The 17,513-nt window shown below is 66.4% G+C and carries 17 protein-coding genes; 15 read left to right on the forward strand and 2 right to left on the reverse strand.

Going from position 1 to position 17,513, the window contains the following annotated elements:
* The first annotated feature begins 8 nt into the window (after positions 1-8).
* The 14 genes from narJ (at position 9) to CQ050_RS12900 (ending at position 12,952) form a co-directional block, all read left to right on the forward strand.
* Positions 9-656, forward strand: coding sequence for a nitrate reductase molybdenum cofactor assembly chaperone (gene narJ / locus CQ050_RS12835; RefSeq protein WP_105557213.1), 648 nt, complete (start codon positions 9-11; stop codon positions 654-656).
* 18 nt (positions 657-674) lie between these two features.
* Positions 675-1,358 (forward strand): respiratory nitrate reductase subunit gamma, encoded by a 684-nt coding sequence (gene narI / locus CQ050_RS12840; protein WP_105557214.1) that lies wholly within the window; start codon positions 675-677, stop codon positions 1,356-1,358.
* 25 nt (positions 1,359-1,383) lie between these two features.
* On the forward strand, positions 1,384-2,148 hold the full coding sequence (locus CQ050_RS12845) for a peptidylprolyl isomerase (protein ID WP_105557215.1): 765 nt from the start codon (positions 1,384-1,386) through the stop codon (positions 2,146-2,148).
* Entirely contained in the window at positions 2,145-3,143 is a 999-nt protein-coding gene (gene moaA, locus CQ050_RS12850) for a GTP 3',8-cyclase MoaA (protein ID WP_105557216.1), read from the forward strand. Before CQ050_RS12845 ends, moaA begins: the two co-directional genes overlap by 4 nt.
* Before the next feature lies 1 nt (position 3,144).
* Complete coding sequence (locus CQ050_RS12855; protein WP_105557217.1) at positions 3,145-3,804, forward strand: carbonic anhydrase; 660 nt, start codon at positions 3,145-3,147, stop codon at positions 3,802-3,804.
* Positions 3,801-4,298 carry a molybdopterin-guanine dinucleotide biosynthesis protein B gene (gene mobB / locus CQ050_RS12860; protein ID WP_105557218.1) on the forward strand — a complete coding sequence of 166 codons (498 nt, stop codon included), beginning with the start codon at positions 3,801-3,803 and terminating at the stop codon, positions 4,296-4,298. The genes CQ050_RS12855 and mobB overlap by 4 nt, the downstream gene beginning before the upstream one ends.
* A 46-nt stretch (positions 4,299-4,344) precedes the next feature.
* Positions 4,345-6,282, forward strand: coding sequence for a type IV pili methyl-accepting chemotaxis transducer N-terminal domain-containing protein (locus CQ050_RS12865; protein WP_105557219.1), 1,938 nt, complete (start codon positions 4,345-4,347; stop codon positions 6,280-6,282).
* A gap of 12 nt (positions 6,283-6,294) precedes the next feature.
* Positions 6,295-6,957 carry a response regulator transcription factor gene (locus CQ050_RS12870; protein ID WP_105557220.1) on the forward strand — a complete coding sequence of 221 codons (663 nt, stop codon included), beginning with the start codon at positions 6,295-6,297 and terminating at the stop codon, positions 6,955-6,957.
* An 82-nt stretch (positions 6,958-7,039) separates the two neighbouring features.
* Complete coding sequence (locus tag CQ050_RS12875) at positions 7,040-8,056, forward strand: peptidase U32 family protein (RefSeq protein ID WP_105557221.1); 1,017 nt, start codon at positions 7,040-7,042, stop codon at positions 8,054-8,056.
* Positions 8,053-8,946 (forward strand): U32 family peptidase, encoded by an 894-nt coding sequence (locus CQ050_RS12880; RefSeq protein WP_105557344.1) that lies wholly within the window; start codon positions 8,053-8,055, stop codon positions 8,944-8,946. Before CQ050_RS12875 ends, CQ050_RS12880 begins: the two co-directional genes overlap by 4 nt.
* On the forward strand, positions 8,943-9,380 hold the full coding sequence (locus tag CQ050_RS12885) for an SCP2 domain-containing protein (RefSeq protein ID WP_233214007.1): 438 nt from the start codon (positions 8,943-8,945) through the stop codon (positions 9,378-9,380). Before CQ050_RS12880 ends, CQ050_RS12885 begins: the two co-directional genes overlap by 4 nt.
* Positions 9,381-9,534: 154 nt before the next feature.
* Entirely contained in the window at positions 9,535-10,887 is a 1,353-nt protein-coding gene (locus tag CQ050_RS12890) for an MFS transporter (RefSeq protein WP_105557223.1), read from the forward strand.
* Entirely contained in the window at positions 10,884-11,903 is a 1,020-nt protein-coding gene (locus CQ050_RS12895) for a histone deacetylase family protein (protein WP_105557224.1), read from the forward strand. The genes CQ050_RS12890 and CQ050_RS12895 overlap by 4 nt, the downstream gene beginning before the upstream one ends.
* 65 nt (positions 11,904-11,968) lie before the next feature.
* Complete coding sequence (locus tag CQ050_RS12900; RefSeq protein WP_105557345.1) at positions 11,969-12,952, forward strand: LysR family transcriptional regulator; 984 nt, start codon at positions 11,969-11,971, stop codon at positions 12,950-12,952.
* On the opposite strand, the gene CQ050_RS12905 is transcribed toward CQ050_RS12900, so the two are convergent.
* Together CQ050_RS12905 and CQ050_RS12910 are read right to left on the reverse strand one after the other, a co-directional pair.
* On the reverse strand, positions 12,873-15,101 hold the full coding sequence (locus tag CQ050_RS12905; protein ID WP_233214009.1) for an ABC transporter permease subunit: 2,229 nt from the start codon (positions 15,099-15,101) through the stop codon (positions 12,873-12,875). The two genes, CQ050_RS12900 and CQ050_RS12905, sit on opposite strands and share 80 nt — an antisense overlap.
* 60 nt (positions 15,102-15,161) lie before the next feature.
* Positions 15,162-16,184: an amino acid ABC transporter substrate-binding protein gene (locus tag CQ050_RS12910; RefSeq protein ID WP_105557225.1), complete on the reverse strand. Its 1,023-nt coding sequence runs from the start codon at positions 16,182-16,184 to the stop codon at positions 15,162-15,164.
* Positions 16,185-16,353: 169 nt separating this feature from the next.
* Here CQ050_RS12910 and CQ050_RS12915 point away from each other — a divergent pair, with 169 nt between their 5' ends.
* The gene (locus tag CQ050_RS12915; RefSeq protein WP_105557226.1) at positions 16,354-17,493 is read left to right on the forward strand and encodes an aminotransferase class V-fold PLP-dependent enzyme; all 1,140 of its coding nucleotides are present in this window, start codon (positions 16,354-16,356) and stop codon (positions 17,491-17,493) included.
* Positions 17,494-17,513 lie beyond the last annotated feature (20 nt).

Here is a 17,513-nt window from a genome sequence, read left to right on the forward strand (position 1 = left end):
AGAACTTCATGAACCTGTACCGTTTGCTTTCCGCTTTGCTCAGCTATCCCGAGCCCGACCTGCTGGACGCCCTGGGCGAAGTGGAAACGGCGCTTGCCGCCGATCCCGACGCCGAGGAAGCCCTGCAGCCGTTGATCGCCTACCTGGCCACCAACGGCCTGATCGCCGTGCAGGAAAACTATGTGGCCACGTTCGACCGCAACCGCTCGCATTCGCTGCACTTGTTTGAACACGTGCACGGCGAAAGCCGCGACCGCGGCCAGGCCATGGTCGACCTGCTGGAGACGTACCGCGGCCACGGCTTCGAACCCATCGTGTCCGAGCTGCCCGACCATGTCCCGTTGTTCCTGGAGTTCCTGGGCGTGATCGAACCGAACGAGGCGCAGGAACTGCTGGATGAGGCGATCCACGTGCTGGCCGCCATCGGCGCGCGGCTGGCCAAAGGCGACAGCCCCTACGCAGGGATCTTCGCGGTGCTGCGCGCCCAGTCCACCGTGACCCCGCGCGAACAGACGGCGCCGCCCGTGCGCGACATGGACGACGCCATGGAGACCTTCGGCGTCAGCCAGGACGGCGTGGAACCGCTGCTGCGGCCGTTCTCGGGCGATGGCGCGCAGACCCTGCGCTTCTACCCCCGGGCGCCGGCCGCCCATTAACGCTCAGGACGACGCATCATGAATTCCCTGAATCAGTTTCTCTTTGGCATCTATCCCTATATTGCGCTGACGGTCTTCCTGCTGGGCAGCCTGGCGCGCTTCGAGCGCGAGCAATACACCTGGAAGACAGATAGCTCGCAACTGCTGCACCGCGGCCAGTTGCGGCTGGGGAACATCCTGTTCCACGTCGGCATCCTTGGGCTGTTCTTCGGCCATCTGGCCGGGCTGCTGACGCCGGTCGTGGTGTGGGACACCCTGGGCGTCTCGCACACGCTGAAGCAGGCGGTCGCCATGGCGGCTGGCGGCATCATGGGCGGCCTCTGCCTGATCGGGCTGTTGATCCTGATCCACCGCCGCCTGACCGATCCGCGCATTGCCCGCACGACCCGTCCCGGCGACAAGCTGCTGCTGTTGTGGATCCTTGTCACCTTGCTGCTGGGCCTGTCGACCATCGTGCTCTCGGCTGGCCACATGGACGGCGAAATGATGGTGCGCCTGATGACCTGGGCGCAGCACATTGTCACCTTCCAGGGCGACGCCGCCAGCCATGTCGCCGATGTGCCGCTGCTGTTCAAGATGCACCTGTTCATGGGCCTGACGCTGTTCGTGATCTTCCCGTTCACGCGCCTGGTGCACGTCTGGAGCGGCTTCGCCTCGCTGGGCTATCTGGGCCGCGCGTGGCAGTTGGTCCGTCCGCGCTGAATCGACACGCACCCAGGAGCCGAACATGCCTGTCATTGTGAATGGCGTCGAACTGAACGACGCAGATCTGGAACGTGAACTGCCGCTACACGCGCAAGCCGACAATCCGATGCGCCACGCGGTCACCGCGCTGGTCTTGCGGCGGGTGCTGCTGGACGAAGCCGGCCGGCTCGGGCTGGCCGCCGAAGACGAAGAGGGCGCTATCAGCGCCTTGCTCGCGGCACAGGCGCCAGCCCCCCAAGCGGACGACGCCGCCTGCCGCCGCTTCTATCAGATGCACCCGCAACGTTTCATGGTGGGCGAACTGGTCGAAGCCGACCACATCCTGTTCCAGGTCACGCCCAGCGTAAACCTGGACATGCTGCGCGCCCACGCCAACGTGGTGCTGCAGGAATTGCTGGCCGATCCTTCGCGCTTCGCCGAGGTGGCGCGCGAGCAGTCCAACTGTCCGTCGGCGACGGTGGGCGGCAACCTGGGCCAGCTGGGCCGCGGCGACACCGTGCCGGAGTTCGAGCGCGCCGTCTTCGCGCTGCCCTCGGGCGGATTGCTGCCGCAGTTGCTGCAAACCCGGCACGGCCTGCACATCGTCCGGGTGACGCGCCGCATCGAAGGCCGGCTGTTGCCGTATGAGCACGTGGCGCAGCAGATCGCCATGGCGCTGACTTCGATGAGCCGCGACACGGCCTGGCGGCAGTACACCAAGCTGCTGGTCGAGCGCGCAGACGTCCAGGGTGTCGATCTTGCCGCAGGCGGCGAACCTGAACGCGTCTACGGCGGGAGCGCCGCATGATGGACGAGCCCGCTGCCGGACCTTTGACAGACGGCTTCGGACGCCGGATCGACTACCTGCGCGTTTCCGTCACCGACCGCTGCGATTTGCGTTGCAGCTACTGCCTGCCCAAGGATTTCAAGGGCTTCGAGACGCCGGCCAACTGGCTGCGCCTTGACGAAATGGCGCGGCTGGTCGGCGTGTTCGTGGGCCTGGGCATCCGCAAGGTCCGGCTCACGGGGGGCGAACCGCTGCTGCGCCGGGGCGTCGCCGATCTGGCGCGAGACATCGCCGCGATGCCGGGGCTGGCCGACCTGTCCGTCTCCACCAACGGCACGCAACTGGTGCGCCATGCCGAAGCGCTGCGCGCCGCTGGCGTGACCCGTCTGAACATCAGCCTGGACACACTGGATGCCGCCGCCTTCAGCCAGATCACCGGCCGGGATTGCCTGGATTCGGTGCTGGCGGGGTTGGCCGCGGCGCGGCAAGCGGGCTATTCCCCCATCAAGCTGAACAGCGTCGTGCATGCCGCGACGCCGGAAGACGACGTTCGGCGTTTGCTGGACTATGCGGTCGAACAAGGGTTCGTGCTGCGCCTGATCGAGCCCATGCCGATGGGCGAATGCGGCCGGGGCTTCACGCATACGGACTTGAACGCGCTGGGCACGCGCCTGGCGGCGGACGCCGGGCTGGTGCCGTCGCTGGCCGGGTCGGCCACCGGCCCGGCACGGTACTGGACAGCGGGCGAGGGCGCGCCGGTGCTGGGCGTGATTACCCCCATGTCGCGTCATTTCTGCGCGGCGTGCAACCGGGTTCGCCTGGGCGTGGACGGCACGCTATACCTGTGTCTGGGGCAGGAAGCCCAGGTGCCGCTGGGCCGGCTGCTGCGTAGCGGGGCCAGCGACGCCCAGCTGGCTCGAGCGATTCTGGCGGGCATCGCCGCCAAGCCGGAACGGCACGATTTCGTGACCCGCCCCGAGCGCATCGTCCGGTTCATGGCGCAGACGGGGGGCTGACATGCGAGATATCGAACGGTTCGTCGACGGCTTCCAGCGGTTTCAACAGCAATACTACGAGCAGGCGCCCGCGCTGTACCGTAATCTGCGCGACGGCCAGCACCCCAGCACGCTGCTGATCGGCTGCTGCGATTCCCGGGTGGACCCCGCCATGATGCTGGGCTGCGACCCCGGCGACATTTTTGCTGTGCGCAACGTGGCCAACCTGGTGCCGCCCGCCAGCGCCGATCGCGGTCTGCAGGGCGTGCTGGCGGCGATACAGTTCGCGGTGGAGCAATTGCGGGTCAGCCGCGTGATCGTGCTGGGACACGCGCATTGCGGCGGCATCCGGGCGCTGATGGAACGGCGCACCCGCAGCGATGGCGAAACCGACTATCTGGAGCGCTGGATGGACATCGCGGAACCGGCCCGCCACCGCGTGCTGCGGCAGATGCCGGCCGCCACCGACGCCGAGCGCCGCCGCGCCTGCGAGCAGGCGTCCATCCTGATCTCGCTGCGCAACCTCGAGGACCTTCCTTTCGTGCGCCGCGCCGTCCAGGCGGGCGACCTGACGCTGCACGGCTGGTACTTCGATCTGGTGGCCGGGGCATTGCTGGCATACTCGCCGCGGGCAGACGCGTTTCTGCCCGTAGTCTGTCCCTTGTTTACGGAGCATGCATGACCCCAGTTTTCGGTATTGCCGGCCGGTCCGGCAGCGGCAAGACCACCCTGATCGAAGCGATGTTGCCGTTGCTGGCGGCGCGGGGCCTGCGCGTGAACGTCATCAAGCACAGCCACCACGATTTCCAGATGGAGCCGCCGGGCAAGGACAGCGCGCGCTTCCGGCTGGCCGGCGCGCAGGAAGTGATGGTGGCGTCGCCTTACCGCTACGCCATCGTCCACGAGCTGCGGGATGCGCCGGAGCCCTCGCTGGCGCAACAGCTGGCCCGCCTGTCGCCGGCCGATCTGGTGCTGGTCGAAGGCTTCAAGCAGGCGGCGATCCCGCGCATCGAGGTCTTTCGGCCCGCGCTGGGCAAACCGCCGCTGCATGCGCAAGACAGCAGTTTCCTGGCGGTCGCGACCGACGCGCCGCTGGACGCGGGCTTGCCCTGCCTGCCGTTGAACGACCCGGCGCGGGTGGTGGATTTCCTGTGCGGCGCGCTGGGCCTGGAATGAAGGCGTCTACACTGTCAGCCGTACCGCGCTGCCTGCACCGATCGTCATGACGCCTTCCTCACCCATCGCCGGACTTGATGGCCTGCCTTCGCCGCGGCATCGCCTGTCCACGCGCATCATCGCCAGTTCACTGGCGGCGCTGGTGGTGGTGCTGTCGATGATCAGTTGGACGCTATGGCTGTCCTGGCAACTGGAAGGTGCGGGCGCGGCCATCAACGACACGGGCAGCCTGCGCATGCGCGCCAACCGCGTGGCGGTCGAACTGATGCGGCCGCAGGCCGGCCGCGAAGTCCGCACCCAGGAGCAGATCGCGGTGCTGGACGAAACCATCGCGCGGCTGGCGCGGGGCAACCCGGCCCGTCCGCTCTTCATTCCCAGCAATGCCGAGATCCGCGCGCAATGGCACGACGTGGCCAGTTACTGGCAAGACGTCATGAAACCGGCCGCGCTGCGCAGCATCGCGCAGCCCGACGCCGCGACGTATCTGCAGACCCTGCCTGAATTCGTCTCGCGCGCCGATACCCTGGTGGGAATGATCGAACAGGACAACGCTGGCAAGACCACGTCGTTGCGGTTGTCGCAGGGCATTCTGGCCGCGATCGCCAGCGCCGGCACGCTGGCGATGATCTATCTGCTGTACTTATGGATCATCGCGCCCGTGCTGCGTTTGCGCGACGGCTTGAAGCGCATGGCCGAGCGCGAATTCAGCACGCGTCTGCCGGTGGAAAGCCAGGACGAATTCGGTCTGCTGGCCAGTGGCTACAACCGCATGGCGGACGAACTGCAAGACCTGTACACCGGCCTGGAACAGCGGGTAGAGCAAAAGACCGCGCAGTTGGCCGCGCAGAACCGCGACATCGGCGCGCTGTACGACATGGCGGCCTTCTTGAACCAGCCGAACGAGATCGAGGCCATGTGCGACGGCTTTTTGCGCCGCGTCATGTTGCAGTTCGACGCGGAAGGGGGCAGCATCCGGGCGCTGGATCCCACCAACGAAAAGCTGAATCTGGTGGTGTCGGTGGGCTTGTCCGACGAACTCGTGGAATCCGAACACTGCATGAAGGTCGGCGATTGCTACTGCGGCGTCGCGACACGGCAGGCGGGTGTCATCGTCATCCAGGATTTCCGCCATTCGTCGCCCGAACTGGACCTGAACTGCCAGCGAGAGGGCTTTGCCAGCGTGGCGGTGTTTCGCATCGTGACTCGCGACGAGGTGCTGGGATCGTATTCACTGCATTTCCGCCAGCAACGCCGTTTGGCGCCGTCTGATTCGCAGTTGCTGGAGACCCTGGGCCAGCACCTGGGCGTGGCGCTGGACAACCGGCGCCTAAGCGCGCAGGCCCGGCAACTGGCGGTGGTGCAGGAACGCGGGCTGGTCGCGCAGGGCCTGCACGACAGCCTGGCGCAGGGCCTGAATTTCTTGAACCTGCAATTGCAGATGCTGGACGGCGCGGTCAAGCGTGGCGACCAGGAAGAAATCACCGAGATCCTGCCGTTGCTGCGCACGGGCGTGGACGAAAGCTACCAGGACGTGCGCGAACTGTTGACCAACTTCCGCAGCAAGCTGGGGCAGGGGGATCTGCGGGCCGCCATCGAATCCACCGTGGACCGCTTCCGCCGCCAGACCGGCATCGACACCGACCTGCGCTTCGGCGGGGACGAAGGCGGGCCGCTGCCGCCCGAGCAGCAGCTACAGGTGCTGTTCATCCTGCAAGAGGCGCTATCCAATGTGCGCAAGCACTCCGAAGCCAGCCAGGTGCAGATATCGGTAAGCAACGAGCGCGACTTCTCGCTGTTGATCCGCGATAACGGACAGGGTTACGACGCTGCCGAAGTGGCCGAACGCGGCGAATCCCATGTTGGCCTGCACATCATGCAAGAGCGCGCCGCGCGGATGCGCGCCGTGATAAAACTCGAATCCCAGCCCGGCGCCGGCACGCGCGTCGCGCTGACCTTGCCTGGCAGCGAACGCCAGGCCGCCTGACACGTTCCCAACATGCCTATCCGTATCCTGCTCGTCGATGACCACACGCTGTTCCGTTCCGGCGTGCGCCTGCTGCTGCAACGCCAGCCTGATTTTGAAGTGGTGGCCGAGGCGGGGGACGGCGTCGAGGGCATCAAACGCGCCAAGGAACTCAAGCCCGACGTGGTGCTGCTGGACTTGAACCTGCCTGGCCTGTCCGGCCTGGAAACGCTGCAACTGCTGACGCAGGATCTGCCGTCCTGTGCGGTCATCATCCTGACGGTCTCGGAAGAGGCCGACGAGCTGGGCCAGGCGCTGCGCGATGGCGCGCGCGGCTATCTGGTGAAGAACATCGACGCCGAAGTGCTGACCACGGCCATCCGCCGCGCGGCGGCCGGTGAATCGGTCATCGCCGAAAGCATGACCGCCAAGCTGGTCGACCAGTTTCGCGGGCAGGCCACGCTGGCGGCGCAGACGCCCGGCAACGCCGAACGCCACCGGCTGACGGCGCGCGAAACGCAGATTGTCCAATGCCTGGCGCGCGGCGCCAGCAACAAGGTCATCGCGCGTGAGCTTGACGTCAGCGAAAGCACGGTCAAGATCCACGTGCAGAACGTGTTGAAAAAGCTGAACCTGACCAGCCGCGTGCAGGTCGCGGTGTACGCCGTGGAACACGGGCTGCATTCCGAAGAATAGCGCCCCGTTTTCACGGCGCGGGCGCAGCCGGGTTTGATCTGCGACAAGGCCCGGATGGCGGCCGGACCCTAGACTGGCCGGCATGCAAACTCGAACCTCTCCTATAGAGCTCGTGGCCCCCGCCGGCAGCCTGGCTGCCTTGAAAGCCGCAATCGAGGCGGGCGCCGATACCGTCTATCTCGGGCTCAAGAACGCCACCAACGCCCGCAATTTCGCCGGGCTCAATTTCACCGAAAACGACATCCGGGCCGGCGTCGACCTGGCGCACCGCAAGGGCCGGCAGGTGCTGTTCGCCATCAATACGTTTGTGCAGGCGGGCCGCTCGCAAGAATGGCACGACGCGGTGGATGCCGCCCACGGGCTGGGCGCGGATGCGGTCATCATGGCCGATCCCGGCCTCTTGGCCTACGCCAGCGATCGCTATCCCGACTTGCGCTTGCATCTATCCGTGCAGGGCTCCGCCACGCACGCCGACGCCATTGAACTGATGAAAGCGCAATTCGGCATCCGCCGCGTGGTGCTGCCGCGCGTGCTGACCCTGGCCGAAGTCGCCCGCATTTGTGCGAACGTCAGCGTGGAAGTCGAAGTCTTCGGCTTCGGCAGCCTGTGCGTCATGGCGGAAGGCCGATGCCTGCTGTCGTCCTATGCCACCGGCGATTCCCCCAACAACAAAGGCGTGTGTTCGCCCGCCCACGCCGTGCGCTGGGTAGAAGAGAACGGGCGCATGGACGCGCGCTTGTCCGGCATTCTCATCGACCGCTACGAACCCGGCGAGCCAGCCGCCTATCCCACGTTGTGCAAAGGCCGCTTCGACGTCGACGGCGTGGCCGATCACGCTTTGGAAGAGCCCACCAGCCTGAACGCCATCGGCCTGTTGCCGCGCCTGGCCGAAATGGGTGTGTCCGCCATCAAGATCGAGGGCCGCCAGCGCAGCCCGGCCTATGTCACGCAGGTGGTGTCCACACTGCGTGCGGCGCTGGACAGCGTGCATGCCGACGCTGCGCGCTTTTCCCCGCGGCCCGAATGGAACGCCTTGCTGGCGCGCCATGCGGAAGGATCCCAAGTCACCCAAGGCGCATTCGAACGTCCATGGAAATGAAACCGAACCCATTCCAGATATCCGTCGGCCCGCTATTGTATTACTGGCCGCGCCAGCGCACGCTGGACTTCTACGCCGAGCTGGCCGACAGCCCGGCCGACATCCTCTACATTGGCGAAACGGTCTGTAGCCGCCGCCACGAACTGCGCGCGGACGACTGGCTGGACCTTGCCCGTGATCTCCGGGATGCGGGCAAAACCGTGGTGCTGTCCAGCCGCACCTTGATCGAAACCGGCGCGGAGGCGCACGCCTTGAAGAAGCTCTGCGACCAGGACGACTTCATGGTCGAGGCGGGTGAACTGGGCGCGATGCGGCATCTGACGGGCCGCGCCTTCGTGGCGGGCCCGCATGTGAACGCCTATCACGGCGGCACGCTGCGCTGGCTGGGCAGCCAGGGGGCGGTGCGCTTCGTGGCGCCGCTGGAAATGGACGGCGCCACGCTGGCCCGCCTGCTCGAAGAGCGCCCGACCGACATGGCGGCCGAAGTGATGGTGTGGGGCCGCATGGCGCTGGCCTTTTCGGCGCGCTGCTTTACCGCCCGGCACTTCCGGCTGAAGAAGGACGATTGCGGTTTCCGTTGCATCGAACATCCCGACGGGTTGGACATGCGCACGCGCGAGTCCCGCGAGTTCCTGGGCATCAATGGCATTCAGGTGCAGTCCGCTGCCTGCCTGGACTTGCTGGCCCAGGCGTCCGAACTTGCCCGCATGGGCGTCGACGTCCTGCGCGTCAGCCCGCAGTCATCCGGTACCCTGGATGCCGTGGCGGCGCTGGATGCGATCCGTGACGGCGGCGCGCCCATGGCGGTTTCTCCGCCTGCCGGCGTGGGCCGATGCAACGGCTATTACCACGGCCGCTCCGGTATCGAACTGCTGGAGGCCACGGCGTGAGTTCCGCCTTGAACCTTGGTCCGCCGGCGTGGCTTGCCCGCGTGGGCCGGCGCCTGCCCGCGCCATTCGTGTCGTTGCACTTCGTCGCCGGCCTGGAGTTGTCGCGACGCCTCAATTGGCTACAGCCGCCAGCGGAACTGGACGGCCGCAGTTTCGCGATCACCATTGAAGACCTGGGCCTGCGCAGCGCCTTCACGGTGCGTGGCGGCGCATTCCGGCCCGCCTGGGACCGCGCCACGTGTGACCTGGAACTGGGCGCCAAACTGGCCGACCTGATCAGCCTGGTGCGGGGGCAAACCGACGCCGACACGCTGTTCTTCCAACGTCGCCTGCGGATTTCAGGGGACACCGAACTTGGCCTGATCGTGAAGAACTGGCTGGATGCCGCGCCCCGGCCAGCGTGGCTGGAGCGGCTGCGCGGGGCAGGGGGCTGACGCGGCCGCGACAGCGCCAAGCCGCTGCAAAATAAGGGTTTTTACTCATTAGACAAAGTAATACGGCGGATAAGAAATAAGAATTTTTCTTATGGTGGGGCCAGGGCTATAACAGCGGGCTGACAGACCTCAACCTACCGTAAGAGAGATAAACATGAGGGGAAAACCTGCGACAGGGCACCAGCCGGTGCGCGCGTCGACCGCCGCTTTCGTCGGTACCATGATCGAGTGGTACGACTTCTACATCTACGCCACTGCCGCGGCGCTGGTGTTCGGCAAGCTCTTCTTCCCGTCGGCCTCCGGCTTCTACGGCACCCTGGCCGCGTTGGGCACGTTCGCGGTGGGCTTCTTCGCCCGCCCGCTGGGCGGCGCGATCTTCGGCCATATCGGTGACAAGATCGGGCGCAAGAAATCGCTGGTGATCACATTGGTGATGATGGGCTCGGTGACCGTATTGATCGGCCTGTTGCCCACCTATGCTTCCATCGGCTTCTGGGCGCCGGTGCTGCTGGTGGTGTTGCGCATCGTGCAGGGCATCGCGGTGGGTGGCGAATGGGGCGGGGCGGTGTTGATGGCCGGCGAGCATTCGCCGGACCAGAGCAAGCGCACTTTCTTCGCGTCTTTTGCGCAATTGGGCAGCCCCGCCGGGCTGATTTTGTCGATGCTGATGTTCAAGCTGGTGACGGGCCTGGACGATGGCGCGTTCCTGAGCTGGGGCTGGCGCGTGCCGTTCCTGTTTTCGGCCGTGCTGTTGATCGTGGGTTTCGTGATCCGGCTGAGCGTCAACGAATCGCCCGATTTCCTGGCCGAGAAGCAGGCACAGGCCGATCGCGCCAAGTCCGCCTCGGCCACCCCATCCGCCGCGCCCGTGCAGGCGCCGCTTGCCCAGGTGCTGCGCGGCGCGCCCCGCCTGTTGATGCTGGCGGTTGGGGCCAATGTGCTGGGTATCGCGGGCTTCTACTTCACCAACACGTTCATGATCGCCTATACCACGCAGTACGTGGGCCTGAACCGCGCGGTGATCCTGGACTGCCTGCTGGTCGTGTCGATCATGCAGTTCTTCATCACGCCGCTGGCCGCCTACGTAGCCAGCCGTGTCGGCAACCTGCGGTTCCTGGGCGCCATGGCGTTCGTATCGATGTTCACGCCCTACGTTATGTTCAACCTGGTCGACCAGGGCTCGCTTACCAGTATTACCCTGGGCGTTGGCGTGGCGGTATTCTTCATGGGCGCCTACTACGCGGTGATCGCAGGTTACGTCAGCGACAGCTTTCCGACCCGCATCCGCTACACCGGCATCTCCATGGCCTATCAGCTGTCGGGCGCCATCTTCGGCGGTTTGACGCCGTTGCTGGGCACCGTGCTGGCCGAGAACTTCAAAGGCCAGTGGTGGCCGCTGGCGTTGTTGTTTTCGGCGATATCGTTGCTTTCCCTGGTTTCCGTCCTGCTGCTGGGCAATGCCGGCCAGCGCACCGAGCAATTCCAACTGAAGGATCAGCAAGCATGAAGGCATTTTTCCACGACGACCAAAAGCTGCACCACCCGCAGACCTATTTTTCGCGCGGCAAGATGCGCACGCCCCAGGAGGTGCCGGCGCGGCTGGATGGCCTGGTCCAGGCGGCGCGCAAGCTGGGATTCGACGTGCAGGCGCCGGCCGATCATGGGGCGGGAGCCTTGTCGGCCGTGCATTCCCTGGACTATCTGCAATTCCTGCAAAGCGCCCATGAAGACTGGATGAAGCTGCCGGGCGATTGGGGCGGCGAAGTCGTGTCCAACGTATTTGTACGCGAACCCAACGCCCTGCGGGGCGTGCTGGCCAAGGCGGGCCGCTACCTGGCCGATGGCAGTTGCCCGGTGGGTCCGCACACCTGGCAGTCGGCGTACTGGGCCGCACAGTGCGCGGTTGCCGGCGCCGAGGCCGTGCTGGCGGGCGACCGCCACGCCTACGCGATCTGCCGTCCGCCCGGCCATCATGCCCGTCGCGACGCCGCGGGCGGCTTCTGCTATCTGAACAACGCCGCCATCGCGGCCCAACGGCTCCGATCGGCATTCGGCCGCGTGGCGATTCTGGATACCGACATGCACCACGGCCAGGGCATCCAGGAGATTTTCTACGAGCGCAACGACGTGCTGTACGTGTCGATCCACGGTGACCCCGAGAACTTCTACCCCGTTGTCGCGGGCTTCGAGGACGAGCGCGGGGCCGGCGAGGGCTATGGCTACAACATCAACCTGCCCATGCCGCACGGTTCCCCCGAGTCGGTGTTCTTCGACCGGCTGGCCCAGGCGCGCCGGGCGATCGACCTGTTCCAGCCGGACGCGCTGGTCCTGTCGCTGGGTTTCGACATCTTCGAAAAAGACCCGCAAGCCATGGTCGCCGTCACGGAAGACGGCTTCGAACGCCTGGGCCGGGAAGTCGGCAGCTTGCGGCTGCCGACCGTGATCGTGCAGGAAGGCGGCTACTATATCGAAGGGTTGGAATCCAACGCGTCGCGGTTTTTCGCGGGGCTGTCCGGCGTTTGAAGCGCGCGGCGCCGGCATGGCCAGCGGGGTTCGACAGCCTTTTTTTCGATCCCTTCCGCGATGCCATGCCCCAGCCGCCCGCCCGAAAACCGACTTCGCCGCCTACCGCGCTGACGCTTGCGCCCGAACGCATGGACTGGAACCTGTTGCGCACCTTCATGTTCGTGGTGCAAGAGCGCGGGGTGGGCCGGGCGGCGCAGGCGCTGCATCTGAGCCAGCCGGCCGTCAGCCAGGCGCTCAAGCGGCTGGAAGAGGCGGTGGGCGGCTTGCTGCTGCATCGGCGCAACGGCGAATTCCGTTTGACGGGCCTGGGCGACGAGATCTACGCGATCGCCCGCGACATGTACGGCACGATGGCGCGCATCGAGAACGCCGCCACCCAGGACAAGGCAGAGATCGCCGGCACGCTGCGGCTGCTGGTGATGAGCAAGGTGCAAAGCCCGGCATACGACGACTTCCTGGCGCAGTTCCATCGCCGCTATCCCAAGATCGAATTCCACATGGACGTGCTGCCCAGCGCGGCCATCCTGGACGCGCTTGCCAAGCGGGTGCCGGCGTTGGGCATCTGCCTGTGCCGCAAGCCCGTCGATGCCTTGGAGCGGCGCCTGTTCCTGAGGCACCATTACGCGGTGGTCTGCGGCCGGCACCATCCGCTGTTCTCGAAACAGCGGGTCAGCATCGAAGACCTGATGGACCAGAACTTCGTGTGCTTCGCCAGTGATCAGATCGGCGACACGCTGTCCCCGCTGACCATCTTCCGTGACCAGCAAGGCTTCACGGGCCGAATCGTGGGCACGTCGCCCAATATCGAAGAGGTGCGGCGCATGGTGGTGGCCGGCATCGGGCTGAGCTTCCTGCCCGAACACCTGATTCGCCAGGATGTCCTTAGCGGCGAACTGCGGCGCCTGCCGCCCGCCGAGTCCGTGGCTGAAATCGATGTGTTCCTGACCTGGCACAAGCAGCGCAAGCTTACGGCGGTGGAAGTGGCGTACCTGAATGCCTTCGATCGCTTTTTAAGCCGCACGCCGCTGGCGTCGCGCGCGGGCTGATTTCCATTCGCCTGGCCACCCGCGACAGCGCCAGGCTTGCCGCGAAATACAACAACGCCACGGCCAGATAGACCTCGACGTGGTAGGGCCGCCAATCGGTGCCGGCAACCACCGCCTTGGCCGCGCCCAGCACGTCGAACACGCCGATGATGCTGACCAGCGACGTGTCCTTGACGGCGCCGACGAAGACGCCCAGCGCGGCGGGGGCGGCGATGCGGCGGGCCTGCGGCCAGATCACCGTGGCATAGGCCGTGGCGGGGCGCATGCCCAGCGCGCGCGCCGCCATCATCTGACCTGGCGGGATAGCCTGCAACGCCCCGCGCAGCACTTCGGCAAGCAGGCAGGCGGTATGCAGCGTCAGCGCCGCCAGCGCCATATTGAACTTCGACATGCCGCCGCCCAGCAGCATCGGCAGCACGAAAGACGCGAACAGCAACTGCGTCACCAGGGGAATGCCGCGCACGGCTTCGATCAGGCAGGCCGCGGCCAGCGCGCCCGCGCGGCTGCCGGACCGGCGTATCAGCGCCAAAGCAAAGGCCAGCGGCACGGCGGCGGCCAAGGCGGCGATGGCGAGTATCAGCGTCACCAGCAGCCCGCCCCAGCGTTGCGGACCGATCAAGGCGCCGCCCCATGGCCAGCCCGTCAACGCGCCAACGACGATCAGTAGCAGCGCGGCCAACGCGGCGGCGCGCGCCCGGGCAGGCACGCGCTGCCCGCCCAGCGCCAGTGCGATCCCGCCCAGCAACGCCACGCAGGCGACGGCGCCGGGATAGCGGTCGGCCGGCGTCATGGTGCCGAAGAACAGCAGCGGCAGGTTTTCGCCCACGGCAGCCCAGCAGGCGCCGACAGCGTCGGCGCACGCTGCGGGGTCGCCCCGCCAGACGGCCCGCAACACGGCCCAGTCCAGCAGCGCCCAGGCGACGGCGGCCAGTAGCACGGTCAAGGCTACCGACACCGCGTTGCGACGCCACGGGCGCGCGTCGCGGCCGGCTGCGCGCCATAACGGGCGGTCTCCCAGCCTTGCGCCGTGCGTGTCGCCCGGGCCATGGCGGGTATTGCGCGCGTTCCAGGCCGACAAGCCGCCGCCCAGCGCTAGCGCCAGCGCCAGGTAGACCGCCACGGCCAGGGCAATCCCTTCCAGCGCAAGACCCGTTTGCGTGATGGCGGTGTTGATGACGGCCATCAGTTCCTGGTAGCCGATGGCGATCGCCAGCGTGCTGTTCTTGACCAGCGCCAGGCATTGGTTGGCATAAGGGGGCAGGGCGACGCGCGTGGCGTAGGGGGTGATCACCTTGCGCAGCACGGCCCAAGGCGTCAGGCCCATGGCCTGGCCGGCCTCGACCAGCCCGACGGGCACGGCGCGTACCGAGGCCCGCACGATGTCGGCGATGTAGGCCGCATGGAAGACCACCAGGCCGATCAGCAGCGCCGCGAATTCGATGCTGGGCTGCCAGCCTCCTTGCAGACCCAGCCCGCGCTTGATGGGCAGGTCTATCCGCATGGCGGGCAGCCAGTACGCGGCGAATGCGGCGATGGCCAATGCGGCGATGGCGGCGCCGTTGCCCCAGCGGCGTTTTGCCTGCCAAGCCAACGTCACGGCCAGTAGCGCGAGGGCGGCATAGGGCAACGCGCCCTGCACGGCGGGCAAAGCCAGCCCGCGGTTGGACAGCAGCACCGACGGCAATGGCGACCACGCCTGCCGCACGTCCGGCAGGCGTAGCAGCAATCCGTACCAGAGGAACAATTGCAGCAGCACGGGCGTGTTGCGCAACGGCGCGATGATGGCGGCGGCGCAACGCGCGGCCAGCGGATGGGGCGACAAGCGCATGAGGCCCAGCGCGATGCCAAGCGCGGTCGCAAGCGGAATTGCCACGGCCGCCACGGTCAGTGTATTGACCAGGCCCGCCGCGATCGACATCCAGTAAGGGTCTTCCGGCGCGACGGCGAGCAGGCTTTCCGAAATCCGGAAGCCGGCGGGCTGAAGCAGGAATCCGAACCCGCCCTGGATGCCACGCATGGCCTGCACCGATTCGATATGCCCCAGCAAGACGGATGCCATGCCGCCCAGCGCGAGGATCCAGGCCAGCGATGGCAGCCAGCGGCCCAGCGAGCCGGGAGAACGGAAGGGAGGGGTCGTTACAGTCATCATGGCAGGTGGCAATGCAAAAGGCGGGCCATGGGCCCGCCCGCCGCGTTCAGAAGGTCATGGTCATTGGAACGGCGGCGAATACAGCAGGCCGCCCTGGTTCCATTGCGCGTTCAGGCCGCGGTCCAGCTTCAGCGGGGTGGCGGCGCCCAGGTTACGGTCCCACACTTCGCCATAGTTGCCGACGGCCTTGATGGCGTTCTTCGCCCAGCTCTCGTCCAGGCCGAAGCTTTTGCCGATGCCCGCATCCACGCCCAACAGGCGGCGGACTTGCGCATCGCTGCTTTGTGCCTGGCTGTCGGCATTCTTTGCCGTGATGCCTAGCTCTTCAGCGGCGACCAGCGCGTTGACGGTCCAGCGCACGATGGCCGCCCAGTTGGCGTCGTCCTGCCGCACGAAGGGGCCCAGCGGCGACTTGTTGATCCGCTCGGGCAAGATCACGAAGTCGTCCGGCTTGCCGGCCCGCGCGGCGCGGCTGGCCGCCAGCGTGGAGGCGTCAGACAGGTAGACGTCGCAGCGGCCGGCATAGAAGGCCTGTTCCAACTCCACCAGGTTTTCGATCACCACCGGGCGATACGTGAGCTTGTGCTTCTTGAAGTAGTCGACTAGGTTCTGTTCGTTGACCGTGCCGGGCTGCACGCAGACCTGCGCGCCGTCCAGTTCGGTGGCGCTTTTGACGCCCAGCTTGCGCGGCACCAGAAAGCCCTGGCCGTCATAGAAGACGATGCCGGCGGACACGATCCCTAACCCCGCGTCGCGGCTGGACGTGATGGTCGTGTTGCGGTTCAGCACGTCGATCTCGCCGGACTGCAACGCGGGAAACCGCTGTTGCGAACTGAGCGGGACGAAGCGCGTTTTCTCGGCGTCGCCCAGCACGGCGGCGGCCAGCGCGCGGCACAGGTCTGCGTCCAGGCCGGTCCAGCGGCCCTGTTTGTCGGCGATCGACAAGCCCGCCGACCCCTGGCTGACGCCGCACACCAGTTCACCGCGTTTCTTGATGGTGTCTACCGTGCCGGCGTGGGCCGCGCCGGCGATCGTCAGCGCCGCCGCCACGCCCGCCACGTTGAGTAGTTGAGTCAGTCGCATGCCGTTCCCGTATCGTTTGTATGCAAGAAAGGCATGAATTATGGGCGGGCGCCCGCGGTTTTCGAGCGACTATATGGTCATATCAATATAAGAACTAAGCCTTATCCAGATACGCGTCATATACCTAGAATTCCGGCATACCAAGTTGGAATGACAGGGAAGGTCGCGCATGAGCTGGCAGGACGAATTCAGGCAGTTGTTTCCCATCACGCGTGACAAGGCCTACGCCAACATCGCGTACACCAGCCCGCTGTCGCCCAAGGTGGCGGACGCTGTCGCCGCCTTCTTCGATGGCATCACGCATGCCCGCAGCGACAAGCCGCAATGGCTGCGCGATGCGGACGCATTACGCGTTCGGCTGGCTCGCTTGATCGGCGGAGACTCGCGCCGGCTGGCCTTCACGAAGAACACCACCGAAGGCTTGAATACCGTTGCGCAAGGCCTTGCATGGCAAGACGGCGACAACCTGATCGTCGACGACCAGGAGCATCCCACGAACGCTTTGCCCTGGCTGAATCTGCGCCGCCGCGGTGTGCAGGTGCGGGTGGCGAAGGCGGACGCGCACCGCTACACGGTGGATGATCTATGGCGCCACGTGGATGCCCGCACCCGCTTGATCGCGGTGTCCTGGGTGCAGTACGGAACGGGCTTGCGCACCGACATTGCCGAGCTGGGCCGCCGTTGCGCGGCGCGCGGCATCTGGCTGATTGTCGACGGCATCCAGGGCGCAGGCCTGTTGCGCGCCCAGGTCGACGCATGGCAGGTGGATGCCTTCGCATGCGGCGCGCACAAAGGTCTGCTTGGCCCGTTGGGCGTGGGATTCTTGCACGTGTCTCCCAAGCTGCTGGACGCGTTGGACCCGCTTTATATCGGCCCGTCTGGCGTGACTACCCTGGACAAGTCCGGCCTGCAATGGCAGGTGGGGGTCTCCGACGCGGGCGACGCCCGCCGGCTGGAATCCGGCAATCTGAACTACCCCGGCATTGCCGGCTGGGCGGGGGCGTTGGATTTGATCGAAGGCGCCGAACCCGAGCGCATCGAACCTTGGGTGCTGGAACTGTCGCAGGCGCTTGGCGACGGCCTGCGTGCGTTGGGCGCGCAGGTGGTGTCGCCGCCTGACGCCGCGTTGCGCAGCACGACCACGGCATTGCGCGTGCCCGATCCCGCCGCTGCCCTGGCGCATCTGAATCAGGCCGGCGTGATCGCCAGCGTAGTGGAGTATGGTTACGTACGCTTGTCCGTCGGCGCCTATAACAATCATGCAGACGTGGAACGCATCTTGCGCGCCGTGCGCGCGCTTGGCGTCTGACCTGAATCATCAATAACGCA

This window comes from Achromobacter sp. MYb9 (genome assembly GCF_002975275.1).
GTDB lineage: Bacteria > Pseudomonadota > Gammaproteobacteria > Burkholderiales > Burkholderiaceae_B > Achromobacter.

Coding starts and splice junctions, on each gene's coding strand:
- CQ050_RS12845 (WP_105557215.1), top strand. CDS start 1,384: ATGCCTGTCATTGTGAATGGCGTCGAACTGAACGACGCAGATCTGGAA.
- CQ050_RS12900 (WP_105557345.1), top strand. CDS start 11,969: ATGCCCCAGCCGCCCGCCCGAAAACCGACTTCGCCGCCTACCGCGCTG.
- narI (WP_105557214.1), top strand. CDS start 675: ATGAATTCCCTGAATCAGTTTCTCTTTGGCATCTATCCCTATATTGCG.
- CQ050_RS12865 (WP_105557219.1), top strand. CDS start 4,345: ATGACGCCTTCCTCACCCATCGCCGGACTTGATGGCCTGCCTTCGCCG.
- CQ050_RS12880 (WP_105557344.1), top strand. CDS start 8,053: ATGAAACCGAACCCATTCCAGATATCCGTCGGCCCGCTATTGTATTAC.
- CQ050_RS12915 (WP_105557226.1), top strand. CDS start 16,354: ATGAGCTGGCAGGACGAATTCAGGCAGTTGTTTCCCATCACGCGTGAC.
- CQ050_RS12895 (WP_105557224.1), top strand. CDS start 10,884: ATGAAGGCATTTTTCCACGACGACCAAAAGCTGCACCACCCGCAGACC.
- moaA (WP_105557216.1), top strand. CDS start 2,145: ATGATGGACGAGCCCGCTGCCGGACCTTTGACAGACGGCTTCGGACGC.
- CQ050_RS12855 (WP_105557217.1), top strand. CDS start 3,145: ATGCGAGATATCGAACGGTTCGTCGACGGCTTCCAGCGGTTTCAACAG.
- CQ050_RS12870 (WP_105557220.1), top strand. CDS start 6,295: ATGCCTATCCGTATCCTGCTCGTCGATGACCACACGCTGTTCCGTTCC.
- CQ050_RS12890 (WP_105557223.1), top strand. CDS start 9,535: ATGAGGGGAAAACCTGCGACAGGGCACCAGCCGGTGCGCGCGTCGACC.
- CQ050_RS12910 (WP_105557225.1), bottom strand. CDS start 16,184: ATGCGACTGACTCAACTACTCAACGTGGCGGGCGTGGCGGCGGCGCTG.
- CQ050_RS12875 (WP_105557221.1), top strand. CDS start 7,040: ATGCAAACTCGAACCTCTCCTATAGAGCTCGTGGCCCCCGCCGGCAGC.
- narJ (WP_105557213.1), top strand. CDS start 9: ATGAACCTGTACCGTTTGCTTTCCGCTTTGCTCAGCTATCCCGAGCCC.
- CQ050_RS12905 (WP_233214009.1), bottom strand. CDS start 15,101: ATGATGACTGTAACGACCCCTCCCTTCCGTTCTCCCGGCTCGCTGGGC.
- mobB (WP_105557218.1), top strand. CDS start 3,801: ATGACCCCAGTTTTCGGTATTGCCGGCCGGTCCGGCAGCGGCAAGACC.